This window comes from Burkholderia sp. SIMBA_051 (genome assembly GCF_046534915.1).
In the GTDB taxonomy this organism is placed as follows: Bacteria; Pseudomonadota; Gammaproteobacteria; order Burkholderiales; family Burkholderiaceae; genus Burkholderia; species Burkholderia ambifaria.
The window spans coordinates 316,066-341,239 of the sequence record NZ_JAWRXS010000007.1; the positions used below are offsets into that span (position 1 = coordinate 316,066).

Here is a 25,174-nt window from a genome sequence, read left to right on the forward strand (position 1 = left end):
CTCCGGGTGAATGAGTGGGGTGACGCCATCTTTATCGATATCATTTCATCGATCAAATCGATACAACGATAACTGACATGAATGCGGATGATATCGCCGGGCTCGACCTGAACCTGCTGAAGGTGTTCGAGGCGCTGTACGAGGAAGGCGGCGCGAGCCGCGCGGCGCTGCGGCTCGGCCTCACGCAATCGGCGGTCAGCGCGGCCCTCGCGCGGCTGCGCGTGATCTATGCCGATCCGCTGTTCGTGCGCACCGGCCGCGGGCTCGCGCCGACGCCGCGCGCGGACGAACTCAAGCCGATCCTGTCCGATGCGCTCGACCGCTGCCGCGAAAGCCTCGCGATCGCGGCCGACGGCGGCGAGCGGGTCGGCCGCACGATCTCGATCGGCTTGTCGGACGACTTCGAGATCGCGCTCGGCCGCGCGCTGATCGACGCGGTCGCGCGGGAAGCCGCGGGCATCCGGCTGATCTTCCGGCAGACGCACAGCGGCATCGCGGGCGACGCGCTGCTGCGGCACGGCGTCGATCTCGCGATCGCGTCGGGCGGGTTCTCGGCCAACGGCCTCAGCCGGCGCGCGGTCGCCACGGGCGGCTACGCGTGCCTGATCGATCCGGCCGGCCGCGCGCGAGCGCCGCGCACGCTCGCGCTCGCCGAGTTCCTGCAGCGCGATCACCTGCTCGTGTCGTCGGGCGGCGTGATCGGGATCGTCGACGAGGCGCTGGCCGCGCTCGGCCACAAGCGGCGCGTCGTGGCCTCGACCACGCACTTCGCGGCGTTGCCGTACCTGCTCGCCGGCTCCGCCGCGGTGGCGACGATTCCGGCGCACGCGGCACGCGCGATCGCGCAGTCGACGTCGCTGCGCGCACTCGCGTGCCCGGTCGAGCTGCCGCGCTACCCGGTGGAGATCGGCTGGCGCACGAGCACGCAGCGCGACCCGGCGATCGTGCGCGTGCGGGATACGATCGCCGGCTGTGTCGCGGCGATCGTCGCACCGTGAAAAATGGGGGCGTGATTCGGCGTCTTCGGTCCGCTCGATCCGCGCGGTCCGCTCGCTTCGTTCGCCTCGTTCGCCTCGTTCGTCTCGTTCGTCTCGTTCGTCTCGGGTCGTTCGGGTCGTTCGAGCCGTTCGATCCGCTCCATCCGTCGATCCGCTCCATCCGTCCGATCCGTCCGGGCTGCTCGATCCGTCCGGGCCGCTGTGGCCGCTGTGGCCGCTATGGCCGCTCGGTCCGCTCGGGCCGCTCGCCGCTAATGGCCGCGCCGCCGATCCACACCACGGCAAATCGGCCGCCCGTAGCGGCGACCCGAACGACCAGGGTCGGATCCGTCCAACGAAGGGGGCCGGCAGCGTCCGGGCGCAACCGGTAAAATGCCGAACCATGAAACCCGAAATCTGGACCCCGCATGTGACCGTCGCAGCGCTCGTCGAGCGCGCCGGTCGCTTTCTCGTGATCGAGGAAGAAACCTCCACGGGCCTGCGCATCAACCAGCCGGCCGGCCATCTCGAAGCCGGCGAGACGCTCGCCGACGCCGTGATCCGCGAGACGCTCGAGGAAACCGCGCATCCGTTCGTGCCCGACGCGCTCGTCGGCGTCTATCTCGCGCACTACGACCGCCCCGGCACCGCCGGCGCGACCTACCTGCGCTTCACGTTCTGCGGCACGGCCGGCGAGCCGCTGCCCGGCCACGTGCTCGACGACGGCATCGTCCGCACGCTGTGGATGAGCGCCGACGAACTGCGCGCGTGCAGCGAGCGCCACCGCTCGCCCGCGGTGATGCGCTGCGTCGACGACTATCTCGCCGGGCGGCGCATCCCGCTCGATTTCCTGCATACGCATTCGGTCGCGCCGCGTCCGGACGCATTCGACCGCCAGGCGGTAAGCAAATGACCAAGCGCCGTGTAGTAGTGGGCATGTCGGGCGGCGTCGATTCGTCGGTGACCGCGTGGCTGCTGAAGGAACAAGGGTACGACGTGGTCGGCCTGTTCATGAAGAACTGGGAAGACGACGACGACGGCGAATACTGCTCGACGCGCCAGGACTGGATCGACGTCGTGTCGGTTGCCGACCTGATCGGCATCGACGTGGAAGCGGTGAACTTCGCGGCCGAGTACAAGGACCGCGTGTTCGCCGAATTCCTGCGCGAATACTCGGCCGGCCGCACGCCGAACCCCGACGTGCTGTGCAACGCCGAAATCAAGTTCAAGGCGTTCCTCGATCACGCGATGTCGCTCGACGCCGAAATGATCGCGACCGGCCACTACGCGCGCGTGCGCGAGCGCGACGGTCGCTTCGAACTGCTGAAGGCGTTCGATCATACGAAAGACCAGTCGTACTTCCTGCACCGGCTGAACCAGGCGCAACTGTCGAAGACGATGTTCCCGCTCGGCGAGATCCCGAAGACGAAGGTTCGCGAGATCGCCGCGCAGATCGGCCTGCCGAACGCGAAGAAGAAAGACTCGACCGGCATCTGCTTCATCGGCGAACGGCCGTTCCGCGACTTCCTGAACCGCTATCTTCCGACGAAACCGGGCCCGATGAAGACGCCGGACGGCAAGGTGATCGGCGAGCACATCGGCCTCGCGTTCTACACGTTCGGCCAGCGCAAGGGCATCGGCCTCGGCGGCAGCAAGGACGGCAGCGGCGAACCGTGGTTCGTCGCCGCGAAGGACATCGCGTCGAACACGCTGTACGTCGTGCAGGGCCACGACCATCCATGGCTGCTGTCGCGTCAGCTCGTCGCCGGCAACGTGAGCTGGGTCGCGGGCGAGCCGCCGGCTGACGGCTTCTCGTGCGGCGCGAAGACGCGCTACCGGCAGGCGGACGCCGCGTGTTCGTTCGGGCGGGCCGACGGCGAGCGCTTCTCGCTCGCGTTCGAAGACGCGCAATGGGCGGTGACGCCCGGCCAGTCGGCCGTGCTGTACGACGGCGAGATCTGCCTGGGCGGCGGCATCATCGAGTTCGCGGCCACCGGCCAGCCCGGCCAGACGGCGCCGGCAGCGGCGGCGGGCCACGCGGGCGCGCTGGCCGAAGCACGCTGACATCCATTCGGTTTAGACTTGCGGCACGCCGCGCCCGGCGGAACACGATTCCGCCGCGGCCGGTGCGCCGCCGCGCAGCGTACGCATGGCGGCATTCTCTTACGGAGTCCCCATGCTTTCCAGACGCTACCTCGCGATGTGGTGTGCCGTGCTGTTGCTCGTCGCAGCGGCCGCCCTCGCGTCGATCCACGTGCTTTCCTGGCTGTGGATCATCATCCCCGTCGCCCTCGTCGCACTCGGCCTGTACGACCTGAAACAGGACCGTCACGCGATCCTGCGGAATTACCCGCTGTGGGGCCATTTCCGCTTCCTGTTCGAGTTCATCCGCCCCGAGATCCGCCAGTATTTCGTCGAGGACGACACCGACGAGAAACCGTTCTCGCGCGCGCAGCGCAGCCTCGTCTACCAGCGCGCGAAGAATGTCGCCGACAACCGCCCGTACGGCACCGAACTGAACGTGAAGGCCGTCGCGCACGAATGGATCAGCCACTCACTCGCGCCGACGAAGCTGCCGAACCACGACTTCCGCATCCGGGTCGGCGCAAACCGCGCGCAGCCGTACGACATCTCGATCTTCAACATCTCGGCGATGAGCTTCGGCTCGCTGTCCGCGAACGCGATCCGCTCGCTGAACCTTGGCGCGAAGAAAGGCGGGTTCGCGCACGACACCGGTGAAGGCTCGCTGTCGAAGTACCACCGCGAGAACGGCGGCGACATCATCTGGGAAATCGCGTCCGGCTACTTCGGCTGCCGCAGCGAAGACGGCACGTTCAACCCGGACAAGTTCGCGAAGCAGGCCGCCGACCCGCAGGTCAAGATGATCGAGATCAAGCTGTCGCAAGGCGCGAAGCCCGGCCACGGCGGCGTGCTGCCGGCCGCGAAGATCACGCCCGAGATCGCCGAGACGCGCGGCGTGCCGATGGGCAAGGACTGCATCTCGCCCGCGACACACTCGGAATTCTCGACGCCGCGCGGGCTGCTGGAGTTCGTCGAGCGGCTGCGCACGCTGTCGGGCGGCAAACCGACCGGCTTCAAGCTGTGCATCGGCCATCCGTGGGAGTTCTTCGGGATCGCGAAGGCGATGGTCGAGACGGGCATCGTGCCCGACTTCATCGTCGTCGACGGCGCGGAAGGCGGCACCGGCGCCGCGCCGCTCGAATTCACCGACCATGTCGGCGTGCCGCTGCAGGAAGGGCTGCTGCTGGTGCACAACACGCTCGTCGGGATCGGCGTGCGCGACCGCGTGAAGATCGGCGCGAGCGGCAAGATCATCACCGCGTTCGACATCGCGCGCACGCTCGCGATCGGCGCGGACTGGGTGAACTCGGCACGCGGCTTCATGTTCGCGGTCGGCTGCATCCAGGCGCAACATTGCCACACCGACCGCTGCCCGACCGGCGTCGCCACGCAGGACCCGGTGCGCCAGCGCGCCCTCGTCGTGCCGGACAAGGCCGAGCGCGTGTACAACTTCCACCGCAATACGCTGCATGCGCTGCAGGAGCTCGTGCAGGCGGCCGGCCTCGGCCATCCGTCCGAGCTGCGCGCGCATCACATCGTGCAGCGCGTCGCGCCGCACGAGGTCCGGCTGATGTCGCAGCTGCTGAAGTATTTGAAGCCCGGCGCGCTGCTCGATGGCCAGACCTGCGGCTATTCGCTGTACGACAAGTGGTGGCCGATCGCGCGCAGCGATTCGTTCGTGCTCGGCGAAACCGTTTACGCGTCGATCGACTGACGCGTCGGACATGCGATCGCCCGTCGCCCGGGCGATCCGCCAAAGAGAAAAGCGCCCCGCGGGGCGCTTTTCTTTTGTCTGCTCGATCTGCCCGCCGGCAGCGGGTCAGGCTGGCGGCAGCGTGTCGGCGAACGTCTGCCGTTGCGACAGCTTCACGAAATACTTGTCGAGGTTCGGATGGCGCTCGCGCCAGTTGAGCTCGGGCATCCGGAAGTCGAGGTAGCCAAGCGCGCAGCCGAGTGCGATGTCGGCGAGCGTGTAATGATTACCGACGCACCACGTCTTGCCGCCGAGGCCCTGCGACATCGCGACGAGGCCGTCGTCGATCTTGCGCTGCTGGCGCGCGATCCAGCTCGCGCTGCGCTGGGCTTCTTCACGCAGCGTGTGTTCGAGACGGATCGCAACGGCCGCGTCGAGCACGCCGTCGCCCAGCGCTTCCCAGCAACGCACTTCGACACGCTCGCGCCCCGACGGCGGAATCAGCTTGCCGACCGGCGACAGCGTATCGACGTATTCGCAGATCACGCGGGAATCGAACACCGCGGCACCATCTTCCATCACGAGACACGGGACCTTGCCGAGCGGATTCGATGCATGAATGTTCGTCTCCGGCGCCCACACGTTCTCGAGCTCCAGCTTGTAGTCGATCTTCTTTTCAGCAAGCACGATCCGCGCCTTGCGGACGAACGGGCTGCTGAGCGAACCGATTAATTTCATCATCTGCCTTTTTAAGGGAACCGCCGAGAGTATACGTTGTCGTCGATCATAACCGGCCGGCGCGGCCGGGTAGAAAATCGCCCGTCCGGCCTGTGGATGGTTTGCAACAGCCGTCGCCGAGCCCCGTCCGGCGTGGCTTGCGGCCACTGCCCTCACGCGCCGCGCCCGGCGGCGCTACAATCGCACGAATGAATGCGCCCCTCGATACCGCCATCGCCGTCGACGTCTACCGCCAGCGCCGTGAACGCGTGCTTGCCGCACTGCGCGCCGCAGGCGGCGGCCTCGCCATCGTCCCCACCGCGCCGGAAATGCTGCGCAACCGCGATACGGCCTTTCCGTACCGGCATGACAGCTACTTCCACTACCTGACGGGCTTCACCGAGCCGGACGCCGTGCTCGTGCTGAACGCGGCCAGGCACGGCGCGCCGGAATCGATCCTGTTCTGCCGCGCGAAGAATGCCGACCGCGAGATCTGGGAAGGTTTTCATTACGGGCCCGAGGCCGCGCGCGATGCGTTCGGTTTCGACACGGCCTACGCGGTCGACGTGATCGACACCGAAATGCCGCGGCTGCTCGCCGATGCGGGCACCGTGCACTACCGGTTCGGTGCATCGGCCGAGTTCGACCGCCAGCTCGCCGGCTGGATCGATGCGGTGCGCGCGCAGGCGCGCACGGGTGTCGCCGCGCCGGACGCGATGCTCGATCTCACGCCGCTGCTCGACGACATGCGGCTCGTGAAGGATGAACACGAGCTCGCGATCATGATGCGCGCCGCGCACATCTCCGCGCTCGCGCATCGCCGCGCGATGCAAGCGTGCCGCCCGGGGATCCGCGAATACGAACTCGAGGCCGAGCTGCTTTATACGTTCCGCAAGCACGGCGCGCAGGCGCCCGCGTACGGCTCGATCGTCGCGGCCGGCGCGAACGCGTGCGTGCTGCACTACCCGGCCGGCAACGCGGCCGCGCAGGACGGCGACCTGATCCTGATCGATGCCGCGTGCGAACTCGACGGCTACGCGTCGGACATCACGCGCACGTTCCCGGCCAACGGGCGCTTCTCGCCCGCGCAGCGCACGCTGTACGACATCGTGCTCGCCGCGCAGCAGGCCGCGATCGACGCAACGCGCGCCGGCGTGCCGTTCGAGGCGCCGCACGACGCAGCCGTGCGCGTGCTCGCGCAGGGGCTGCTCGATACCGGCATCATCCCGAAGACACGCTTCTCGAGCGTCGACGACGTGATCGCCGAGCGCGCGTACGCCCGCTTCTACATGCACCGAACCGGCCACTGGATCGGCATGGACGTGCACGATTGCGGCGACTACCGCGAGCGGCTCGCCGAGCGCGACGCCAACGGCGCGCTGCCGTGGCGCACGCTGAAACCCGGCATGACGCTCACCGTCGAGCCGGGCCTGTACGTGCGGGCCGCCGACGACGTGCCGTCCGAATACTGGAACATCGGCATCCGCATCGAAGACGACGCGATCGTGCGCGAGCACGGTTGCGAGCTGATCACGCGCGACGTGCCGGTGGCGGCCGCCGAGATCGAGGCGCTGATGCGCGCGGGCGCGGCGCACGCCGCCTGAGCGTGCCGCAGGCTGCCATCGATCGATCTCGTCGACCCGCCGTTGACCGTTACCCCGTTTCACGAACACTGATGACGACCGCTTCCTCCCCGGCCACGCCGGACTACGACCTTGCCATCGTCGGCGCGGGCCCCGTCGGGCTCGCGCTCGCCGGCTGGCTCGCACGACGCAGCGCGACGCAGCACGCGTCGATCGCGCTGATCGACGCGCGCGAGCCGGTCGCGAGCGCGAACGATCCGCGCGCGATCGCCGTGTCGCACGGCAGCCGCGTGCTGCTCGACACGCTCGCGTGGCCGGCCGATGCGACGCCGATCGAACACATCCACGTGTCGCAGCGCGGCCACTTCGGCCGCACGCTGATCGACCGGGACGAGCACGACCTCGCCGCGCTCGGCTACGTGGTGCGCTACGGCTCGATCGTGCAGGCGCTCGCGCAGGCGGTGCGCGGCACACGCGTCGACTGGCTCACGTCGACCACCGCGCGCGCGCCGCAACAGGACGCCGACGGCGTCACGCTGACGCTCGACGGCCCGCAAGGCGAGCGCACGCTGCGCGCGCGCATCGTCATCAACGCGGAAGGCGGGCTGTTCCACGAACAGCAGGCCGAAACCGGCAAGCATCGCCGGGACTATGGTCAGACCGCGATCGTCGGCACGGTCACCGTCTCGGCGCCGCGCCCGAACGTCGCGTGGGAACGCTTCACGCACGAAGGCCCGCTCGCGCTGCTGCCGCTTGGCGGCGCCGACTATTCGCTCGTGTGGTGTTGCATGCCCGACGAAGCAGCCCGCCGCGCCGCCCTTCCCGACGCCGAGTTCCTGCGCGAACTCGGCGCCGCGTTCGGCGAACGCATGGGTCAATTCGTCGCGATCGCCGGGCGCGCATCGTTCCCGCTCGGGCTGACCGCGGCGCAGACGCTCGTCAACGGACGCATCGCGATCGTCGGCAATGCCGCGCAAACGCTGCATCCGGTCGCCGGCCAGGGCCTCAACCTCGGGCTGCGCGATGCGCACACGCTCGTCGACTCGCTGTCCACGCAAGGCTTCGAGGCAACCGCGCTCGCGACCTTCAACGCGCGGCGCGCGCTCGACCGGCGCTTCACGATCGGCGCGACCGACACGCTCGCGCGCCTGTTCACGGTCGAGGCAGGCCCGCTTCCGCTCCTGCGCGGCGCGGCGCTCACCGCGCTCGAATTCGTGCCGCCGCTGAAGAAGGCGATCGCGCGCCAGATGATGTTCGGCCAGCGCAACTGACGCGCGGCGCATCGCGCGTGAGTTGCGCACGTCAGTTGCGCGCAGCCGGATCACGCAAACCGGGTCAAATCGGCGGGGCATGGGAATACGGTAAAATGCGCGTTTTCCCTCCGCCTTTTTTGCCCGCGACGCCCGGCGCTCGCGGGCGGTGCCATTGCGATGCCCGTTATCGGCTCTCACGTTTTGCGTAACAACCTGTTCGTCGCGCCGATGGCCGGCGTGACGGATCGTCCGTTCCGCCAGCTGTGCAAGCGGCTGGGGGCCGGATACGCCGTGTCCGAGATGGTCGCGTCCAATGCGCAGCTGTGGAAAAGCGCGAAGACGATGCGGCGCGCGAACCACGAAGGCGAAGTCGAGCCGATCGCGGTGCAGATCGCCGGCGCCGATCCCGCGATGATGGCCGAAGCGGCCCGCTACAACGTCGACAACGGCGCGCAGATCATCGACATCAACATGGGCTGCCCGGCGAAGAAGGTCTGCAACGTCGCGGCCGGCTCCGCGCTGCTGCAGAACGAGCCGCTCGTGCAGCGGATCGTCGAGGCCGTGGTCGCGGCGGTCGGCACGGGGCCGGATGCGGTGCCCGTCACGCTGAAGATCCGCACCGGCTGGGATCGCGAGCACAAGAACGCGATCACGGTCGCGCGCCTCGCCGAAGCGGCCGGCATCTCGATGCTGACCGTGCACGGCCGCACGCGTGCCGACCTCTACCGCGGCGACGCGGAATACGACACCATCGCGGCCGTGAAGGCGGCCGTGCGCATCCCGGTCGTCGCGAACGGCGACATCACGTCGCCGGCGAAAGCGAAGGCCGTGCTCGACGCAACCGGCGCCGACGCGCTGATGATCGGTCGCGCCGCGCAAGGCCGGCCGTGGCTGTTCCGTGAAATCGATCATTTCCTGCAAACCGGCGAGCTGCTGCCCCCGCCGCGGATCGACGAGATCCAGCACGTGATGAACGAACACCTGGAAGACCACTACGCGTTCTACGGTGAATTCACCGGAGTCCGTACTGCGCGCAAGCACATCGGCTGGTACACTCGCGGCCTTTCCGGTGCCAACGGGTTCCGGCACAGGATGAACACGCTCGATTCCACCCGCGAGCAGCTCGCCGCCGTCAATGCATTCTTCGAGGCGCAAAAGGCGCTGTCGGACCACCTCGTCTACGTCGATGACGAAGAGGAAAACGGCCAGCGCGAGTCGGACGACCATAACCAGTTAGCAGCATGAGCAAGCACAACATCGAACAATGTGTCCGCGAGAGCCTGGACGTGTATTTCCGGGATCTAGACGGCTCCAATCCGCACGACGTCTATGAAATGGTGATGTCCTGCGTCGAAAAGCCGATGCTCGAGGTCGTGCTCGTACAGGCCGGCGGCAACCAGTCGCTCGCCGCGGAGTACCTCGGCATCAATCGCAATACGCTGCGCAAGAAGCTGCAGCAGCACGGCCTGCTGTAGGCCGGCCGTCCCGTCCCCGTTTCCCTGGCTATTGGTGGTTCCATCATGATCAAGCAAGCGCTCATTTCCGTTTCCGACAAGACCGGCATCGTCGACTTCGCGAAGTCGCTGTCCGACCTCGGCGTCAAGCTGCTGTCGACCGGCGGCACCGCGAAACTCCTCGCCGACGCGGGCCTGCCCGTTACCGAAGTGGCTGATTACACGGGCTTTCCGGAAATGCTCGATGGGCGCGTGAAAACGCTCCACCCGAAGGTGCACGGCGGCATCCTCGCCCGCCGCGACCTGCCCGAGCACATGCAGGCGCTGGAGCAGCACGACATCCCGACGATCGACCTGCTGGTCGTGAACCTGTATCCGTTCGTCGCGACGATCGCGAAGGACGACTGCACGCTCGCCGACGCGATCGAGAACATCGACATCGGCGGCCCGACGATGCTGCGCTCGGCCGCGAAGAACCACCGCGACGTGACGGTCGTCGTCGATCCGGCCGACTACGCGGTCGTGCTCGACGAAATGAAGGCGAACGGCAACGCGATCGGCTACGCGACCAACTTCCGCCTCGCGACGAAGGTGTTCGCGCACACCGCGCAGTACGACGGCGCGATCACGAACTACCTGACGAGCCTGACCGACGAGCTGCAGCACGCGTCGCGCAGCGCGTACCCGGCGACGCTGAACATGGCGTTCGACAAGGTGCAGGACCTGCGCTACGGCGAGAACCCGCACCAGAGCGCCGCGTTCTACCGCGACCTCGCGGCGCCGGCCGGCGCACTGGCGAACTACCGCCAGCTGCAGGGCAAGGAACTGTCGTACAACAACATCGCGGATTCGGACGCGGCGTGGGAATGCGTGAAGACGTTCGACGTACCGGCCTGCGTGATCATCAAGCATGCGAACCCGTGCGGCGTCGCGGTCGGCAATGATTCGGCCGACGCGTACGCGAAGGCATTCCAGACCGACCCGACGTCGGCGTTCGGCGGCATCATCGCGTTCAACCGCGAAGTCGACGAAGCGGCCGCGCAGGCGGTGGCGAAGCAGTTCGTCGAAGTGCTGATCGCGCCGTCGTTCTCGGACGCCGCGAAGCAGGTGTTCGCCGCGAAGCAGAACGTGCGTCTGCTCGAGATCGCGTTGGGCGACGGCCATAACGCCTTCGACCTGAAGCGCGTGGGCGGCGGCCTGCTCGTGCAGTCGCTCGATTCGAAGAACGTGCAGCCGAGCGAGCTGCGCGTCGTCACGAAGCGTCAGCCGAGCGCGAAGGAAATGGACGACCTGCTGTTCGCATGGCGCGTCGCGAAGTACGTGAAGTCGAACGCGATCGTGTTCTGCGGCAACGGCATGACGCTCGGCGTCGGCGCAGGCCAGATGAGCCGCGTCGATTCCGCGCGCATCGCGAGCATCAAGGCGCAGAACGCGGGCCTCACGCTGGCCGGCTCGGCCGTCGCGTCGGATGCGTTCTTCCCGTTCCGCGATGGCCTCGACGTCGTCGTGGCGGCAGGCGCGACCTGCGTGATCCAGCCGGGCGGCTCGATGCGCGACGACGAAGTGATCGCGGCAGCCGACGAGCACGGCATCGCGATGATCCTGACGGGCGTGCGTCACTTCCGTCACTGATCGCACGCGGCCCGCGCGGCCGCCGCACGCAAACCCGGCGGCATCGCACCCGCCGGGTTTTTTATTGCGCGCCGCCGGCGCACGCGACAATGCGGCCGGCGCCGCGCACCATTCGTTGTAGTATCGCTGCATCTGGTTTTTCTCCTCACTCATGCGAATTCTCGGCATCGACCCCGGCCTGCGCGTCACCGGCTTCGGCGTCATCGACGTCAGCGGCCACCGGCTCGCCTATGTCGCAAGCGGCGTGATCCGCACGCCGACGGCCGACCTGGCCACGCGGCTCGGCACGATCTTCCAGGGCGTATCGACGCTCGTGCGCGAACACGCGCCCGACCAGGCCGCGATCGAACAGGTGTTCGTCAACGTGAACCCGCAGTCGACGCTGCTGCTCGGCCAGGCGCGCGGCGCGGCGATCTGCGGACTCGTCTCCGGCGGCCTGCCGGTCGCCGAATACACCGCGCTGCAACTGAAGCAGGCCGTCGTCGGCTACGGGCGCGCGACCAAGTCGCAGATGCAGGAGATGGTCACGCGGCTGCTCAACCTCACCGGCCAGCCCGGCAGCGACGCGGCCGACGCGCTCGGGATGGCGATCTGCCATGCGCACAGCGGCAGTACGCTCGGCACCATCGGCGCGATCGGCGGCCTCGCGCCGGCGCTCGCGAAAAAGGGGCTGCGCGTGCGGCGCGGACGGCTCGTCGGCTGACGCGACGGCACGCAATCGCCCAATCGCCCGATGCGGGGCGCAGCCACGCGCGTCGCGCATGCGCGGTGCATCGCCCCGACCTGACGGCCCACCCATCGGCATCGCGCCGCACCTGCGCTACACTCGCGCTTTCCTCCTCGCATCCCGCCATCCATGATCGGTCGCATCGCCGGCATCCTGCTCGAAAAGAACCCGCCTCACCTGCTCGTCGACTGCAACGGCGTCGGCTATGAAATCGACGTGCCGATGAGCACCTTCTACAACCTGCCGCAGACGGGCGAGCGCGTCGTGCTGCTCACGCAGCAGATCGTGCGCGAGGACGCGCACCTGCTGTACGGCTTCCTGACGCCGCAGGAGCGCACGACCTTCCGCGAACTGCTGAAGATCACGGGCATCGGCGCGCGCATGGCGCTCGCGGTGCTCTCCGGCATGAGCGTGCAGGAGCTCGCGCAGGCGGTGACGATGCAGGACGCCGCGCGCCTCACGCGCCTGCCCGGCATCGGCAAGAAGACCGCCGAGCGCCTGCTGCTCGAGCTGAAGGGCAAGCTCGGCGCGGACCTCGGTGCGCTCGCTGGCGCCGCATCGCAGTCCGATCACGCGGCCGACATCCTCAACGCGCTCGTCGCGCTCGGCTATTCCGAAAAGGAAGGCCTCGCCGCGATCAAGAACGTGCCGGCCGGCACCGGCGTGTCCGAAGGCATCAAACTCGCGCTCAAGGCACTGTCGAAGGTGTAACGGCGGCCCGGGCAGGCGCCCGAACCGGCTGTCGGAACCAGTGTCGCGCCGCCGTGCGGCGCGCGCCAGTCGGCCGTTCGGCCAGTTCGGGCGCGTGGCGGCGCGCGGTACAATGGCCGCATGATTGAAACCGACAAACTCGCCGCCGAGCGGATCATCGCCGCCACGCCCACCTCGTCGCACGAGGAGGTGTTCGAACGCGCGCTGCGGCCGCGCCAGCTCGACGACTACGTCGGCCAGGAAAAGGTGCGCGGCCAGCTCGAGATCTTCATCGAGGCCGCGAAGCGCCGCTCCGAGCCGCTCGACCACGTGCTGCTGTTCGGGCCGCCGGGTCTCGGCAAGACCACCCTCGCTCACATCATCGCGCGCGAGATGGGCGTGAACCTGCGCCAGACGTCGGGCCCCGTGCTCGAGCGCGCGGGTGACCTCGCCGCGCTGCTGACCAACCTCGAAGCAAACGACGTGCTGTTCATCGACGAGATCCACCGGCTGTCGCCGGTCGTCGAGGAAATCCTGTATCCGGCGCTGGAGGACTACCAGATCGACATCATGATCGGCGAAGGGCCGGCCGCGCGTAGCGTGAAGCTCGACCTGCAGCCGTTCACGCTGGTCGGCGCGACCACGCGTGCGGGGATGCTGACCAACCCGCTGCGCGATCGCTTCGGGATCGTCGCGCGCCTCGAGTTCTACGATGCCGATCAATTGGCGCGCATCGTGCGGCGCTCGGCGTCGCTGCTGAACGCGCACATCGATCCGAACGGCGCGCTGGAGATCGCGAAGCGCTCGCGCGGCACGCCGCGGATCGCGAACCGGCTGCTGCGCCGCGTGCGCGACTTCGCGGAAGTGAAGGCCGACGGCCAGATCACCGCGGCCGTCGCCGATGCCGCGCTCGCGATGCTCGACGTCGACCCGGTCGGCTTCGACCTGATGGACCGCAAGCTGCTCGAGGCGATCCTGCACAAGTTCGACGGCGGCCCGGTCGGCATCGACAACCTCGCGGCGGCGATCGGCGAGGAACGCGACACGATCGAGGACGTGCTCGAGCCGTACCTGATTCAGCAGGGCTTCCTGCAGCGCACGCCGCGCGGGCGCGTCGCGACGCTACTCACGTATCGTCATTTCGGCCTCTCCGCGCCCGACGCCGGCAACGAACGGGGGATGTGGGACACCCCCGCCGGAAAGTAGCCGGCCGCCCGCGCCAAGCCAGCCATGACGACGCCGCCCAGCCCTCGCCCCGCACCCAGCCCGCGCTGGGCCGAGCCGATCCGCAAGCGGCTCGTGGCCGGCGTCACGCACCTGACGGCAGGCGGCGGCGGTCCGTCGCTCGATCTGTCGTCGCCGCCCGGCGATCCGGGGCTGTTCGGCCCCGACGCCATCTGCTGGCGCGTGCATGCCGATTTCACGTCGATGATGACGGGCGGCATCGCCGCGCTGCTGCTGCAGGCGCTTCATCCGCTCGCGCTCGCGGGCGTCTGGGATCACTCGTCGTTTCGCACCGACATCCTCGGCCGCTTGCGGCGCACCGCCACGTTCATCACGGGCACGACGTTCGGCAGCCGCGCGGACGCACTCGCGCTGATCGAGCGCGTGAAAGCGATCCACGCGCGCATATCGGGCACCGCGCCCGACGGCCGGCCGTACCGGGCCGACGATCCGGCGTTGCTGACCTGGGTGCATGTCGCGGAAGTATCGAGCTTCCTCGCCGCGCATCTGCGCTATGTGAATCCATCCTTGCCGGGCGAGTTGCAGGATGGCTACTACGCTGAAACGGCATTGGTCGCCGAGCTGCTCGGCGCCCGCGACGTTCCCCGTTCGCGGGTCGAGGTGGCGGCCTATCTCGCGCGCATGCAGCCCGAGCTCGCGGCCGGGCCGCGCACCTTCGAAGTGATGGACATCTTGCTGAATGTGCCGGTCGCGACGCCCGCGCTGCGGCCGGCCGCGTCGCTGATCATGCATGCGGGTATCGACCTGCTGCCGCCGTGGGCGCAACGCATGCTCGGTGTATCGACGTTCGCACCGCTGCGGCGTGCGGTGGTCCGGCCCGGAGTCCGGGCGGTCGCCCCCGTGCTGCGCTGGGCGCTCGTCAACGGCGCGTCGAAACGCGCACGCCGCCGCGCAACAGCGCCACCGCCCGACGGCAATCCGCCGCCCTGACGATCCTTCGGATCATTTCGATTTGCTGGGAAATACGGTGACAAGCTGACGAGCTTGCCTCCGCGCACGGTCGTACGAAGCGCCCCCGCCCATCACGCCAGGCCGGGCCGATACGATCGGATCAGAGCACCTTGCGATACCCGTCGTCGTCGCTCGCGGCGTCCAGATGCGACACGTCGGCCCATTGCACGACCTGCGCGCGGCCATCGACGTAATCGACGACGTTGATGCTCGTGTTGAGCAGTTGATAGCTGCGCGGTGCCGACAACTCGAGACCATTTGCAAAGCGGTACACGCAGTCGAGTACGCCGCCGTGCGCGACGCAGGCGATCCGGCCGCCCGGATGCGCCGCGACGATCGGCTCGAGCGCATGCAGCACACGGTGATAGAACTCGCGCTGCGACTCGCCGCCGTCGGGCGCGAAGCCCGGGTCGCGGGTCTGCCACGCGGCGTAGGCGTCCGGAAACAGCGTCTCGATCTCGGTGCTGTCATGCCCCTGGAACACGCCGTACGCGCGTTCGCGCAGCCCTTCGCGCAACAGCAGCGGCAGCCCGAGCACATCGGCAAAGGGTTGCGCGGTCTGCTGCGCGCGCATCAGGTCGCTCGAATAGATCGCGTCGATCCGCTGCCCTTCGCGCGCTTCCCGCGCGAGCCGGACGGCCAGCCGCCGCGCCTGCGCGAGCCCCGTTTCGGCCAGCGGAATGTCGATATGGCCCTGGATGCGCTTGATGCGGTTCCAGGCCGTTTCGCCATGGCGAATGAACAGAATCTGCGTGGTGGCCATCGCGGCGCGTCTCCGGGAAAGTGTCAGGGCCGCACTTGCAGCCAGAACGTCACGGGGCCGTCGTTGACGAGCGACACCTGCATGTCGGCGCCGAACTCGCCCGTCTCGACGATCGGATGGCGCTCGCGCGCGGCCGCGACGAAATAGTCGAACAGGCGCGCGCCTTCGTCGGGCGGCGCGGCCGGCGTGAAGCTCGGCCGCAGCCCGCTGTTGGTATCGGCCGCAAGCGTGAACTGCGACACGAGCAGCAGGCCGCCAGCGCCACCGGCGCCATCGATGTTCGACACCGGCAGGTTCATCTTGCCGGCCGCGTCGCTGAACACGCGATAGCCGAGCAGCTTCGCGAGGAGCTTGTCGGCCGCGGCCTCGGTGTCGCCGCGCTCCGCGCAGACGAGCGCGAGCAGGCCCGCGCCGATCTCGCCCGTCGTGCGGTCGCCGACGCGCACGTCGGCACGCTTCACGCGCTGGATCAGCGCGATCATGCGCTCAGCGTGACGCGCGCGAAGCGGCGCTTGCCGACCTGGACGACGAATTCGCCGGCCTCGACCTTCAGGCCCTTGTCGGACACGGTCGCACCGTCGATCTTCACGCCGCCCTGCTCGATGTTGCGCAGCGCTTCGCTCGTCGACGGCACGAGGCCGGCCTGCTTCAGCAACTGGCCGATCGCGAGCGGCGCGCCCGCGAGCGTGACCGACGGGATGTCGTCCGGCACGCCGCCCTTCGCGCGGTGGTTGAAGTCCTCCAGCGCACGCTCGGCGTCGGCCTGCGAATGGAAGCGCGCGACGATTTCCTGCGCGAGCAGCACCTTGAAGTCGCGCGGGTTGCGGCCGCCTTCGGCGTCGCGCTTGAAGCCGGCGATCTCGTCGAGGCTGCGGAACGACAGCAGTTCGAAGTAACGCCACATCAGCGTGTCGGAGATGCTCATCAGCTTGCCGAACATGTCGGTCGGCTTCTCGCTGATGCCGACGTAGTTGCCCTTCGACTTCGACATCTTCTCGACGCCGTCGAGGCCTTCGAGCAGCGGCATCGTCAGGATGCACTGCTGTTCCTGGCCGTACTGCTTCTGCAGTTCGCGGCCGACCAGCAGGTTGAACTTCTGGTCGGTGCCGCCGAGCTCGAGATCGGCGTTCAGCGCGACCGAGTCGTAGCCCTGCATCAGCGGGTACAGGAATTCGTGGATCGAGATCGGCACGCCGCCCTGGAAGCGCTTCGTGAAGTCCTCGCGCTCGAGGATCCGCGCGACCGTGTAGCGCGACGCGAGCTTGATCATCCCGTCCGCGCCGAGCGGCATCGACCATTCGCTGTTGTAGCGGATCTCGGTTTTTTCGCGGTCGAGCACGAGCGCGGCCTGTTCGAAATAGGTCTTCGCGTTCGATTCGATCTGTTCGCGCGTGAGCGGCGGACGCGTCGCGTTGCGGCCCGACGGATCGCCGATCAGCGACGTGAAATCGCCGATCAGGAAGATCACGGTATGACCGAGGTCCTGCAGCTGACGCATCTTGTTCAGCACGACCGTATGGCCGATGTGGATGTCGGGCGCGGTCGGGTCGAGGCCGAGCTTGATGCGCAGCGGCGTGCCGGTGGCCGCGCTGCGCGCGAGCTTCTGCGCGAACTCTTCCTCGATCAGCAGTTCGTCGACGCCGCGCTTCGTGACGGCGAGCGCATGGCGGACTTCGTCGGTGATCGGGAAAACAGGCTTGGAACTGGGTTCGGTGCTCATCGGTGCCGGGAAGAATGTCGCAAAGACAGGGATTTTCCCATAACTTGCGCGTGCATCGCTTAACGATGCGCCAGGTTGCGCGGATAATCGGGCGCAAGGCGCGTGGCACCGGCCCGCGCCGCTCGATCCAGGAGAACCCAACGTGCCGCAACGACATCCGCAACCTGCCCATCCGGCCGACGGCATCTACTTCGGGCTGATGTCGGGAACCAGCATGGACGGCGTCGACGGCGTCGCCGTGCGTTTCGAGACCGGCCACGCACCGGTCGTGCTCGCGGAAGCGTTCGTCGGCTTCGCGCAATCGCTGCGCGACGCGCTGTTCGCGCTGCAGCAGCCGGGTGACGACGAAATCGACCGGGAATCGCTCGCGGCGAATGCGCTCGTCGCGCGCTACGCGGTGTGCTGCCATGAATTGCAGCGCACGGCCGGGCTGTCGCGCGACGAGATTCGCGCGATCGGCGTGCACGGCCAGACGGTGCGTCATCGCCCCGAGCGCGGCTATACGCGACAGCTCAACAACCCGGCGCTGCTCGCCGAGCTGACCCAGGTGGACGTGATCGCCGATTTCCGCAGCCGCGACGTGGCCTCCGGCGGCCACGGCGCGCCGCTCGCGCCGGCGTTCCATGCGACGGTGTTCGGCGCGCCCGGCGAGACGCGGGTCGTCTGCAATCTCGGCGGGATCAGCAACATCACGATCCTGCCCGGCGAAGGCGGCGACGTGCGCGGCTTCGACTGCGGCCCCGCGAATGCGCTGCTCGACGAATGGGCGACCCGCCATCTCGGCAAGCCGTACGACGACGGCGGCAAGTTCGCCGCGCGCGGCACCGTGCATGCGCCGCTGCTCGACGCACTGCTCGACGAGCCCTATTTTGCCGCGCCGCCGCCGAAAAGCACCGGCCGCGACCTGTTCAATCCCGCGTGGCTCGACGCGAAGCTCGCCGCGTTCGCGCAGGTTGCGCCGCAGGACGTGCAGGCGACCCTCACGGCACTCACTGCCGTGTCGGTCGCACGCGAGGTCGCCACGCACGCACCGGGCTGCAAGGCCCTCTTTGTATGCGGCGGCGGCGCACGCAACCCAGTGCTGCTCGACGCGCTCAGGCACGCGCTGCACGAGGCCGGCGTGCCGGCCTCGGTCGATACGACCGCCGCGCTCGGCGTGCCGCCCCAACAGGTCGAGGCGCTCGCCTTCGCGTGGCTCGCGTACCGCTTCACCGCGCGCGAGCCCGGCAACCTTGCGACGGTGACCGGCGCGGCCGGCAGCCGTGTGCTCGGCGCGCTTTATCCGCGCTGACGCGATACCCGCCGCGCGGCGGGCGCTGCATCGCAGACGGGAATGAAAAAACGGGGCATGAAGCCCCGTTTTTCATATCGGCGAACCGGCGCGGATCTGCCGGATGCTCAGACCGAGAACGACGAGCCGCACCCGCAGGTCGTCGTTGCGTTCGGGTTCTTGATCACGAACTGGGCGCCATTGAGGTCGTCCTTGTAGTCGATCTCGGCACCGACCAGGTACTGGTAGCTCATCGAGTCGATCAGGAGCTGGACGCCGTTCTTGTTCATCACGGTGTCGTCCTCGTTGACTTCCTCGTCGAACGTGAAGCCATACTGGAAGCCCGAGCAGCCGCCACCCTGCACGAACACGCGCAGCTTCAGGTCGGGATTGCCCTCTTCGTCGATCAGTTGCTTGACCTTGTCGGCCGCGGCGTCGGTGAAGACGAACGGTACCGGCATTTCGGCCGTCGTTGCTGCGGATTCGGTAACAGCGTTCATGCGAACTCTCCAAAAAGCTTTAGCCGCTATTGTAGGGCCGATCAGAAGATCGTGCTGATGTCCATGAAATCAATAGGTTCTTGTTGATTTCAATCGCGTGGCCCCGCCGGTGGCCGTCGCGCGGGCATAAAAAAACCGCCAGCGCGAAAGCTGGCGGTTTTTTCGGCGGACGCCGCCCGAAAGCGGCGAGGCCATGAAGCGGAATTAACGCTTCGAGAACTGCTTTGCGCGACGTGCCTTGCGCAGACCAACCTTCTTACGCTCGACTTCACGTGCATCGCGCGTGACGAAGCCTGCGGTCGACAGCGACGGCTTCAGCGTCGCATCGTAGTCGATCAGTGCACGGGTGATGCCGTGGCGCACTGCGCCTGCCTGACCCGTTTCACCGCCGCCCGTGACGTTCACCTTGATGTCGAACGTCTGGCCGTGGTTCGTGAGTTCCAGCGGTTGACGCACGATCATCAGCGACGTTTCGCGCGAGAAGTAATCAGCGATGGGCTTGCCGTTGACGATGATGTCGCCCTTGCCAGCCTTGATGAAGACACGTGCGACAGCGCTCTTGCGGCGGCCCGTACCGTAGTTCCAGTTACCGATCATATGGGCTCCCCTTAGATCTCGAGCGCCTTCGGCTGTTGCGCCGAATGCGGATGCGTGGCTTCAGCGTAGACCTTCAGCTTCTTGATCATTGCATAGCCGAGCGGGCCCTTCGGCAGCATGCCCTTGACCGCTTTCTCGAGCGCGCGGCCCGGGAAGCGTTCTTGCATCTTGCCGAACGTCGTTTCATAGATACCGCCCGGGTAGCCCGAGTGACGGTAGTACTTCTTGTCGAGAGTCTTGTTGCCCGTGACCTTCAACTTGCTCGCGTTGATGATGATGATGAAATCACCAGTGTCGACGTGCGGGGTGAACTCAGGCTTGTGCTTGCCGCGCAGACGGCGTGCCACTTCGCTGGCAACACGGCCGAGAACCTTATCCGTCGCGTCAATCACGTACCATTCGCGCGTCACCTCATGGGCTTTTGCGGAAAACGTCTTCATGATCGATCCAAAAAAAATGCTTTGCCCGATGTGTTCTTCCTGCTTGTCTGTGTGCGCTTCGAGGCGCGGTGCAGGCTCTCCCTGTTTCTTTTTCCGTGGGCATGAATGCGGAAAAGCCCTGAATTATAAAGGAAATACGGCAACGCGGTCAAAGGGAATCCACGTCCCGCACCGGCCGCGCCCGAAATGGGCCAGAATTCGGTCGTGCCCCGACAGACCAGGCGAACCGAGCGCCTGGGGAGGCACCCATCGACGCGCGGCACCAGACCTTGCCGCGCCCGATCGGCCGACCACGGAAAAACGACCAACAAGCATGATGAAACAACGACTTACGCCTATTCTCGCGGCCGGATGGCTGGCCGCCGTCGCGCCCGCCATCGCGGCCCCGGCCGGCTGCGAAGCCAAGCTCGACGCACTCGACGCCCGCATCGCGGAGGCCCGCGGCGCCCATGCCGAAGAACGCGTCGCCCGCCTGCGCGCGGTACGCGCGCGCGTGCAGCACTTCTGCGCGCGCGGTTACAGCGATGCCTCAGGCGCCCCCGCGCCTGCCACTCGTGCCGCGGAGTCGCCACCCGACGCGGCGTCGCGGCCGGCCGCACGGCAGCCTGCGTAATCACCACCGGTAACGGATGCCGGAGCGCGCAAACTGCGCGCTGCTCATTGCATGGGACGAAAAAAAGCCCGAACGGCTGGTTCGGGCTTAATCCACCTCAGGAGGAGGGTGGAGGAGACATGCGGAGATTGTCGCACCGCGACAACCAATGAGGCTCATTATACGAATGGGGCGTCGACTTCACAAGAAAATTCGCATTAAGAAATCTGAAACCACAATGTGGGATACGGGCCATTTCGCAAGACCAGCCAATTTTTCTATTTAAAATCAATCAGTTGGTTGTCGATGGCACGCGCCCAAGCCCACCAAACCTAGAGTAAAACCCCTAAAACCCACAAGGAAATCGGCCTCCTAGGCCCCACTGGCCGCCGCACGCCCCGGCCCGCCCTTACGCGTCGTGCAGCGCATCAGCCGACCGCTGCCCAGCGGGCTACAATGCCGGATCGAATCCGAATCAGGCAACGCTGGAGTGCAAGCATGGAATGCAAAGTAAGCTGGATGGGTCAGGACGGCATGGCGTTTTCCGCCCAGACCGGAAGCGGGCATCTCGTCGCGATGGACGGCGCGCCGGAAGGCGGCGGCCATAACCTCGCGCCGCGCCCGATGGAAATGGTGCTGGTCGGCACCGGCGGCTGCACCGCGTACGATGTCGTGCTGATCCTGAAGAAGAGCCGCCAGGAAGTCACCGGCTGCTCGGTCACGCTGAAGGCCGAGCGCGCGAGCGAAGATCCGAAGGTGTTCACGAAGGTCCACTTCCACTTCACCGTCACGGGCCGCAACCTGAACCCGGCCACGGTCGAGCGCGCGATCAACCTGTCGCACGACAAGTACTGCTCCGCGTCGATCATGATCGCCAAGACGGCCGAACTCACGCATTCGTTCGACATCGTCGCGGACTGAACGCACGGCAGCCACGCATGAAAAAAAGGGCCGGCGCTCCTGGTGGAGCGCCGACCCTTTCGCATTCGAACGGCAAAGCAGGCCGATAAGCCGGATTCTGTGCACGCTGCACGCCGAAGCGAGCAGCGCGTGGCAGCCATTCCTCTAGGCGCGCCATTGCTGACGCGCTCAAGCTTCCTACCCGCAGACGAGACGGGGGCCCCGTCCTGCATCCGAAAATGCGCGCCTGCCTACTTGGAATTGCTCCGGGTGGAGGTTACCGTGCCGGCGAACGTCGCCGTCGCCGCGGTGCGCTCTTACCGCACCGTTTCACCCTTACCTGATCCCGGCTTGCGCCGGGCCATCGGCGGTTTGCTTTCTGTTGCCCTGTTCCGCGTGTCGCCACGGATGGCCGTTAGCCATCACCCTGCCCTGTGGAGTCCGGACTTTCCTCGCCCCCGCCAGCCCGAAGGCGGCGAGGCCGCGACTGCCTGGCCTGCTTTGCGACGCGCATTCTAGCACCGCGCGCCGCCGGCCGTCTGGCCGGCGTCACGCGGCGGCGCACCGGTTACGCGAATTTCCAGCCGATCGCCTCGCCGGCGCGCAGCGGCACGACCGGCGTATCGCCCGCGAACACCTCGCGCGGCAATTCCCAGGTCTCGCGACGCAGCGTCACGGTTTCGGTGCTGTGCGGCAGCCCGTAGAAATCCGCGCCGAAGCGGCTCGCGAAATTTTCCAGCTTGTCGAGCGCGCCGGCCTGGTCGAACGCTTCCGCATACAGCTCGAGCGCGTGCAGCGCCGTGTAGCAACCCGCGCAGCCGCACGCGGTTTCCTTCGCGCCGCGCGCGTGCGGCGCGCTGTCGGTGCCGAGGAAGAAGCGCGGGTTGCCCGACGTCGCGGCGTCGACGAGCGCGACGCGATGCGTTTCACGCTTCAGCACCGGCAGGCAGTAGTAATGCGGGCGAATCCCGCCGACGAACAGCGCGTTGCGGCTGTAAAGCATGTGCTGCGGGGTGATCGTCGCGCCGAGCAGGCCGGGCGCCGCGTCGGCGTCGCGCACGTAGTCGGCCGCATCCTTCGTCGTGATGTGTTCGAACACGACCTTCAGGCCCGGGAAATCGCGACGCAGCGGCGTCATCACGCGATCGATGAACACCTTCTCGCGATCGAACATGTCGACCGACGGATCGGTCACCTCGCCGTGCACGAGCAGCGGCATGCCGGTTTCCTGCATGACCTCGAGCGTCTTCGCGCACTTCGCGAGATCGCTGACGCCGTGGTCCGAGTTCGTCGTCGCGCCGGCCGGATACAGCTTCACGCCGTGCACGAAGCCGCTGTCGCGCGCGCGGCGGATTTCGTCGGGCGCCGTGTTGTCGGTCAGGTACAGCGTCATCAACGGCTCGAACGACATCCCGGCCGGCAGCGCGACCAGGATCCGCTCGCGATAGGCCTGCGCGTGCGCGGTGGTCGTGACGGGCGGCTTCAGGTTCGGCATGACGATCGCGCGGGCGAACTGGCGCGCGGTATGCGGCAGCACCGCGGCCAGCATGTCGCCGTCGCGCAGGTGCAGGTGCAGGTCGTCGGGACGGGCGAGCGTGAGCGTCGCCGGAGAGGAAGCGTTCGAGGCAGTCATAGGAGGCGTCGTGAGGAACGGGCTGGCCATCTGCGGGGCCGGAACGCACGTGCGCGGACCGACTGACGGCAAACCGCAACACGAGGCCTTCGGCCGGCGGAATCCGCTTTTTACCGCTCAAGGCTCGGTGATATGCTAGAAACCACATTGTACCGGGGTTCCCCCGGTTGGTTACCCCGCTTCCGCCCCCGCCCCCAAGTAAAATGTGCCAACTCCTAGGAATGAACTGCGCCGCGCCGACGGACGTCACATTCTCCTTCACAGGTTTCGCGGCCCGGGGCGGCCTCACCGATCACCATGCCGACGGCTGGGGAATCGCGTTCTTCGAGGACAAGGCCTGTCGCCTCTTCATCGACCAGCAGGCATCGGCCACGTCGCCGATCGCCGAAATGGTGAAGCGCTACCCGATCAAGTCGAAGAACACGATCGCGCACATCCGCAAGGCCACGCAGGGTCACATCCTGCTCGAGAACAGCCACCCGTTCATGCGCGAGCTGTGGGGGCGGCACTGGATCTTCGCGCATAACGGCGATCTGCAGGACTACGAACCCGATCTCGACGGCAGCGTCTACCATCCGGTCGGCACGACCGACAGCGAGAAGGCGTTCTGCGTGCTGATGCAGGGGCTGCGCGAAGCGTTCCCCGGCGCGCAGCCGCCGTTGCCGGAGCTGTTCGAGCGCGTCGGCGAGCTGACGCGCGGCATTACCGATCACGGCGTGTTCAACTTCCTGATGTCGAACGGCCAGGCGCTCTTCGCGCACTGCTCGACGCGGCTGCACTACCTCGTGCGGCGCTGGCCGTTCTCGACCGCGCATCTGGTCGACGAAGACCTGTCGATCGACTTCGCGAAATACACGACGCCAGAGGATCGCGTCGCGGTGATCGCCACCCAGCCGCTGACCGACAACGAAATCTGGACCTCGTTCGAACCGGGCGAGCTGATCATGTTCCAGTGCGGCGACGTCGCCGCGCGGATGCAGATTCCGGTGCCCGAGCGCGTGCTCGAGAAGCTGCGCAACCCGGCGCTCGACGCATCGGCGTCCGCGCCGTGCGGCGGTGTCATTCGCGAAGCGCTGGCGGCCGGTGCCGCGGACGACGGCGACGACGCGATCGATTTCTGAGCCACGCGCGCTCGCGCACCCTGCTTCCGTTGCCGTCACCACGCGACGGCGTGATCGCCGGTCACGCCGGTCTGGCATGCCCGATTCTCCGCGGCGGTATCCGGCCGTCCGCCCTCGCGGAAAATCGCGCCGCTTTTCCATTCGCGCTCCGGCTTTCGTTTCATCCGAACCACATTTGCGCGTATCGAAGCGGGCTTCGCACAACATTCACTTGCTTTTATTAACGTTCAAGCGAAAATAATACATACGCGAAACAAATAAATATCAGCGATCACATTAACATAATCCGGAAGCCCCATTTTATCGCGGCAATTTTCCGCGAACAGTGCGGCAGGCTACTGACGCACGGCATAAACATGCGGCCCATTAAAATCCCCCAAACCCTTACCCCACAAGGCCTTCAGTTCGATTAACCACACAATCAAAAAATACCGAATGAAATCGGCATTATCACCACATTCGTTATTTTTTTGATAATCGACCGCCGACTCCATTAGTAGACTCGCCTCATCCCCGGTGTAACGGATCACGATTGGCGCGACATCCGCAATGCGGCAACGGCCGCCGCACGCCCATTCGAGCCATTTTCCCGCCGTGGAATGCGCCTTCACCGTACCGCGGTGGACACCACTTC

The 25,174-nt window shown here is 67.1% G+C and carries 26 protein-coding genes and 1 other RNA gene; 17 read left to right on the plus strand and 10 right to left on the minus strand.

The genetic code is table 11. The annotated features are described in order from the left end of the window. The first annotated feature begins 77 nt into the window (after positions 1-77). From SB771_RS19570 to SB771_RS19585, 4 genes are all read left to right on the plus strand, one after another. Positions 78-998 carry a LysR family transcriptional regulator gene (locus SB771_RS19570; protein ID WP_175661499.1) on the plus strand — a complete coding sequence of 307 codons (921 nt, stop codon included), beginning with the start codon at positions 78-80 and terminating at the stop codon, positions 996-998. A 382-nt stretch (positions 999-1,380) separates the two neighbouring features. Further along, positions 1,381-1,890, plus strand: coding sequence for an NUDIX hydrolase (locus SB771_RS19575; RefSeq protein ID WP_006751904.1), 510 nt, complete (start codon positions 1,381-1,383; stop codon positions 1,888-1,890). Further along, entirely contained in the window at positions 1,887-3,041 is a 1,155-nt protein-coding gene (gene mnmA, locus SB771_RS19580) for a tRNA 2-thiouridine(34) synthase MnmA (RefSeq protein WP_175661500.1), read from the plus strand. Before SB771_RS19575 ends, mnmA begins: the two co-directional genes overlap by 4 nt. A gap of 112 nt (positions 3,042-3,153) precedes the next feature. After that, complete coding sequence (locus tag SB771_RS19585) at positions 3,154-4,773, plus strand: FMN-binding glutamate synthase family protein (protein WP_165750885.1); 1,620 nt, start codon at positions 3,154-3,156, stop codon at positions 4,771-4,773. A 105-nt stretch (positions 4,774-4,878) separates the two neighbouring features. Here the strand turns inward: SB771_RS19585 and SB771_RS19590 are convergent, their stop codons facing one another. Next, positions 4,879-5,493: a glutathione S-transferase family protein gene (locus SB771_RS19590; protein WP_041489763.1), complete on the minus strand. Its 615-nt coding sequence runs from the start codon at positions 5,491-5,493 to the stop codon at positions 4,879-4,881. Positions 5,494-5,678: 185 nt separating this feature from the next. Here SB771_RS19590 and SB771_RS19595 point away from each other — a divergent pair, with 185 nt between their 5' ends. The 9 genes from SB771_RS19595 to SB771_RS19635 all read left to right on the plus strand — a co-directional run bounded on the left by SB771_RS19595 (position 5,679) and on the right by SB771_RS19635 (position 14,983). Beyond that, positions 5,679-7,073 (plus strand): aminopeptidase P N-terminal domain-containing protein, encoded by a 1,395-nt coding sequence (locus SB771_RS19595; protein ID WP_175661501.1) that lies wholly within the window; start codon positions 5,679-5,681, stop codon positions 7,071-7,073. 71 nt (positions 7,074-7,144) lie between these two features. Further along, entirely contained in the window at positions 7,145-8,323 is a 1,179-nt protein-coding gene (locus tag SB771_RS19600) for a UbiH/UbiF/VisC/COQ6 family ubiquinone biosynthesis hydroxylase (protein WP_175661502.1), read from the plus strand. 159 nt (positions 8,324-8,482) lie between these two features. Further along, a complete protein-coding gene (gene dusB / locus SB771_RS19605; protein ID WP_012363107.1) occupies positions 8,483-9,550 on the plus strand; it encodes a tRNA dihydrouridine synthase DusB in 1,068 nt (355 codons plus the stop codon). Next, the gene (locus SB771_RS19610) at positions 9,547-9,780 is read left to right on the plus strand and encodes a Fis family transcriptional regulator (RefSeq protein WP_006476892.1); all 234 of its coding nucleotides are present in this window, start codon (positions 9,547-9,549) and stop codon (positions 9,778-9,780) included. Before dusB ends, SB771_RS19610 begins: the two co-directional genes overlap by 4 nt. 45 nt (positions 9,781-9,825) lie before the next feature. Beyond that, complete coding sequence (gene purH, locus SB771_RS19615) at positions 9,826-11,391, plus strand: bifunctional phosphoribosylaminoimidazolecarboxamide formyltransferase/IMP cyclohydrolase (protein ID WP_011655985.1); 1,566 nt, start codon at positions 9,826-9,828, stop codon at positions 11,389-11,391. A gap of 151 nt (positions 11,392-11,542) precedes the next feature. Then, positions 11,543-12,094, plus strand: a complete 552-nt coding sequence (ruvC, locus tag SB771_RS19620) for a crossover junction endodeoxyribonuclease RuvC (protein ID WP_006751896.1) — start codon at positions 11,543-11,545, stop codon at positions 12,092-12,094. 153 nt (positions 12,095-12,247) lie between these two features. After that, positions 12,248-12,829, plus strand: a complete 582-nt coding sequence (gene ruvA, locus SB771_RS19625; RefSeq protein WP_011655984.1) for a Holliday junction branch migration protein RuvA — start codon at positions 12,248-12,250, stop codon at positions 12,827-12,829. A 120-nt stretch (positions 12,830-12,949) separates the two neighbouring features. Beyond that, a complete protein-coding gene (ruvB, locus tag SB771_RS19630; RefSeq protein ID WP_175661503.1) occupies positions 12,950-14,014 on the plus strand; it encodes a Holliday junction branch migration DNA helicase RuvB in 1,065 nt (354 codons plus the stop codon). 24 nt (positions 14,015-14,038) lie between these two features. Continuing rightward, positions 14,039-14,983 (plus strand): oxygenase MpaB family protein, encoded by a 945-nt coding sequence (locus SB771_RS19635; RefSeq protein ID WP_175661504.1) that lies wholly within the window; start codon positions 14,039-14,041, stop codon positions 14,981-14,983. Between the two features lie 121 nt (positions 14,984-15,104). Here SB771_RS19635 and SB771_RS19640 read toward each other — a convergent pair whose 3' ends face one another. Genes SB771_RS19640 through tyrS form a run of 3 tightly spaced genes read right to left on the minus strand, consistent with a single transcriptional unit; the run spans position 15,105 to position 17,487 of the window. Further along, positions 15,105-15,767 (minus strand): histidine phosphatase family protein, encoded by a 663-nt coding sequence (locus tag SB771_RS19640; protein WP_175661505.1) that lies wholly within the window; start codon positions 15,765-15,767, stop codon positions 15,105-15,107. 23 nt (positions 15,768-15,790) lie between these two features. After that, positions 15,791-16,249 (minus strand): D-aminoacyl-tRNA deacylase, encoded by a 459-nt coding sequence (dtd, locus tag SB771_RS19645; protein WP_012363101.1) that lies wholly within the window; start codon positions 16,247-16,249, stop codon positions 15,791-15,793. Continuing rightward, positions 16,246-17,487: a tyrosine--tRNA ligase gene (gene tyrS / locus SB771_RS19650; protein WP_006759920.1), complete on the minus strand. Its 1,242-nt coding sequence runs from the start codon at positions 17,485-17,487 to the stop codon at positions 16,246-16,248. Before tyrS ends, dtd begins: the two co-directional genes overlap by 4 nt. 142 nt (positions 17,488-17,629) lie before the next feature. Here tyrS and SB771_RS19655 point away from each other — a divergent pair, with 142 nt between their 5' ends. Continuing rightward, positions 17,630-18,778 carry an anhydro-N-acetylmuramic acid kinase gene (locus tag SB771_RS19655; RefSeq protein WP_175661506.1) on the plus strand — a complete coding sequence of 383 codons (1,149 nt, stop codon included), beginning with the start codon at positions 17,630-17,632 and terminating at the stop codon, positions 18,776-18,778. Positions 18,779-18,885: 107 nt separating this feature from the next. Here the strand turns inward: SB771_RS19655 and erpA are convergent, their stop codons facing one another. The 3 genes from erpA to rplM form a co-directional block, all read right to left on the minus strand. Beyond that, positions 18,886-19,257, minus strand: coding sequence for an iron-sulfur cluster insertion protein ErpA (erpA, locus tag SB771_RS19660; RefSeq protein WP_006751888.1), 372 nt, complete (start codon positions 19,255-19,257; stop codon positions 18,886-18,888). Between the two features lie 204 nt (positions 19,258-19,461). Beyond that, positions 19,462-19,854 (minus strand): 30S ribosomal protein S9, encoded by a 393-nt coding sequence (rpsI, locus tag SB771_RS19665; RefSeq protein ID WP_006751887.1) that lies wholly within the window; start codon positions 19,852-19,854, stop codon positions 19,462-19,464. Positions 19,855-19,865: 11 nt separating this feature from the next. Next, positions 19,866-20,294, minus strand: coding sequence for a 50S ribosomal protein L13 (gene rplM / locus SB771_RS19670; protein ID WP_009687896.1), 429 nt, complete (start codon positions 20,292-20,294; stop codon positions 19,866-19,868). 313 nt (positions 20,295-20,607) lie between these two features. On the opposite strand from rplM, the gene SB771_RS19675 reads away from it, so the two are divergent. Together SB771_RS19675 and SB771_RS19680 are read left to right on the plus strand one after the other, a co-directional pair. After that, complete coding sequence (locus SB771_RS19675; RefSeq protein ID WP_175661507.1) at positions 20,608-20,907, plus strand: hypothetical protein; 300 nt, start codon at positions 20,608-20,610, stop codon at positions 20,905-20,907. Positions 20,908-21,342: 435 nt separating this feature from the next. Beyond that, positions 21,343-21,807 carry an OsmC family protein gene (locus tag SB771_RS19680; protein ID WP_072465471.1) on the plus strand — a complete coding sequence of 155 codons (465 nt, stop codon included), beginning with the start codon at positions 21,343-21,345 and terminating at the stop codon, positions 21,805-21,807. Positions 21,808-21,877: 70 nt separating this feature from the next. Here SB771_RS19680 and rnpB read toward each other — a convergent pair. After that, positions 21,878-22,289: RNase P RNA component class A (rnpB, locus tag SB771_RS19685), an RNA gene on the minus strand. Positions 22,290-22,354: 65 nt separating this feature from the next. Then, positions 22,355-23,419 (minus strand): dihydroorotase, encoded by a 1,065-nt coding sequence (gene pyrC / locus SB771_RS19690; protein ID WP_175661508.1) that lies wholly within the window; start codon positions 23,417-23,419, stop codon positions 22,355-22,357. A gap of 203 nt (positions 23,420-23,622) precedes the next feature. Here pyrC and SB771_RS19695 point away from each other — a divergent pair, with 203 nt between their 5' ends. Beyond that, a complete protein-coding gene (locus SB771_RS19695; protein ID WP_175661509.1) occupies positions 23,623-24,540 on the plus strand; it encodes a class II glutamine amidotransferase in 918 nt (305 codons plus the stop codon). Between the two features lie 335 nt (positions 24,541-24,875). On the opposite strand, the gene SB771_RS19700 is transcribed toward SB771_RS19695, so the two are convergent. Further along, positions 24,876-25,151, minus strand: coding sequence for a hypothetical protein (locus SB771_RS19700; protein ID WP_175661510.1), 276 nt, complete (start codon positions 25,149-25,151; stop codon positions 24,876-24,878). Positions 25,152-25,174: the final 23 nt, after the last annotated feature.

Coding starts and splice junctions, on each gene's coding strand:
- rpsI (WP_006751887.1), bottom strand. CDS start 19,854: ATGATCGGTAACTGGAACTACGGTACGGGCCGCCGCAAGAGCGCTGTC.
- SB771_RS19585 (WP_165750885.1), top strand. CDS start 3,154: ATGCTTTCCAGACGCTACCTCGCGATGTGGTGTGCCGTGCTGTTGCTC.
- tyrS (WP_006759920.1), bottom strand. CDS start 17,487: ATGAGCACCGAACCCAGTTCCAAGCCTGTTTTCCCGATCACCGACGAA.
- SB771_RS19590 (WP_041489763.1), bottom strand. CDS start 5,493: ATGATGAAATTAATCGGTTCGCTCAGCAGCCCGTTCGTCCGCAAGGCG.
- dusB (WP_012363107.1), top strand. CDS start 8,483: ATGCCCGTTATCGGCTCTCACGTTTTGCGTAACAACCTGTTCGTCGCG.
- SB771_RS19675 (WP_175661507.1), top strand. CDS start 20,608: ATGATGAAACAACGACTTACGCCTATTCTCGCGGCCGGATGGCTGGCC.
- pyrC (WP_175661508.1), bottom strand. CDS start 23,419: ATGACTGCCTCGAACGCTTCCTCTCCGGCGACGCTCACGCTCGCCCGT.
- ruvB (WP_175661503.1), top strand. CDS start 12,950: ATGATTGAAACCGACAAACTCGCCGCCGAGCGGATCATCGCCGCCACG.
- erpA (WP_006751888.1), bottom strand. CDS start 19,257: ATGAACGCTGTTACCGAATCCGCAGCAACGACGGCCGAAATGCCGGTA.
- SB771_RS19680 (WP_072465471.1), top strand. CDS start 21,343: ATGCCGGATCGAATCCGAATCAGGCAACGCTGGAGTGCAAGCATGGAA.
- SB771_RS19610 (WP_006476892.1), top strand. CDS start 9,547: ATGAGCAAGCACAACATCGAACAATGTGTCCGCGAGAGCCTGGACGTG.
- ruvC (WP_006751896.1), top strand. CDS start 11,543: ATGCGAATTCTCGGCATCGACCCCGGCCTGCGCGTCACCGGCTTCGGC.
- SB771_RS19695 (WP_175661509.1), top strand. CDS start 23,623: ATGTGCCAACTCCTAGGAATGAACTGCGCCGCGCCGACGGACGTCACA.
- SB771_RS19575 (WP_006751904.1), top strand. CDS start 1,381: ATGAAACCCGAAATCTGGACCCCGCATGTGACCGTCGCAGCGCTCGTC.
- SB771_RS19640 (WP_175661505.1), bottom strand. CDS start 15,767: ATGGCCACCACGCAGATTCTGTTCATTCGCCATGGCGAAACGGCCTGG.
- SB771_RS19600 (WP_175661502.1), top strand. CDS start 7,145: ATGACGACCGCTTCCTCCCCGGCCACGCCGGACTACGACCTTGCCATC.
- purH (WP_011655985.1), top strand. CDS start 9,826: ATGATCAAGCAAGCGCTCATTTCCGTTTCCGACAAGACCGGCATCGTC.
- ruvA (WP_011655984.1), top strand. CDS start 12,248: ATGATCGGTCGCATCGCCGGCATCCTGCTCGAAAAGAACCCGCCTCAC.
- SB771_RS19570 (WP_175661499.1), top strand. CDS start 78: ATGAATGCGGATGATATCGCCGGGCTCGACCTGAACCTGCTGAAGGTG.
- rplM (WP_009687896.1), bottom strand. CDS start 20,294: ATGAAGACGTTTTCCGCAAAAGCCCATGAGGTGACGCGCGAATGGTAC.
- dtd (WP_012363101.1), bottom strand. CDS start 16,249: ATGATCGCGCTGATCCAGCGCGTGAAGCGTGCCGACGTGCGCGTCGGC.
- mnmA (WP_175661500.1), top strand. CDS start 1,887: ATGACCAAGCGCCGTGTAGTAGTGGGCATGTCGGGCGGCGTCGATTCG.
- SB771_RS19635 (WP_175661504.1), top strand. CDS start 14,039: ATGACGACGCCGCCCAGCCCTCGCCCCGCACCCAGCCCGCGCTGGGCC.
- SB771_RS19595 (WP_175661501.1), top strand. CDS start 5,679: ATGAATGCGCCCCTCGATACCGCCATCGCCGTCGACGTCTACCGCCAG.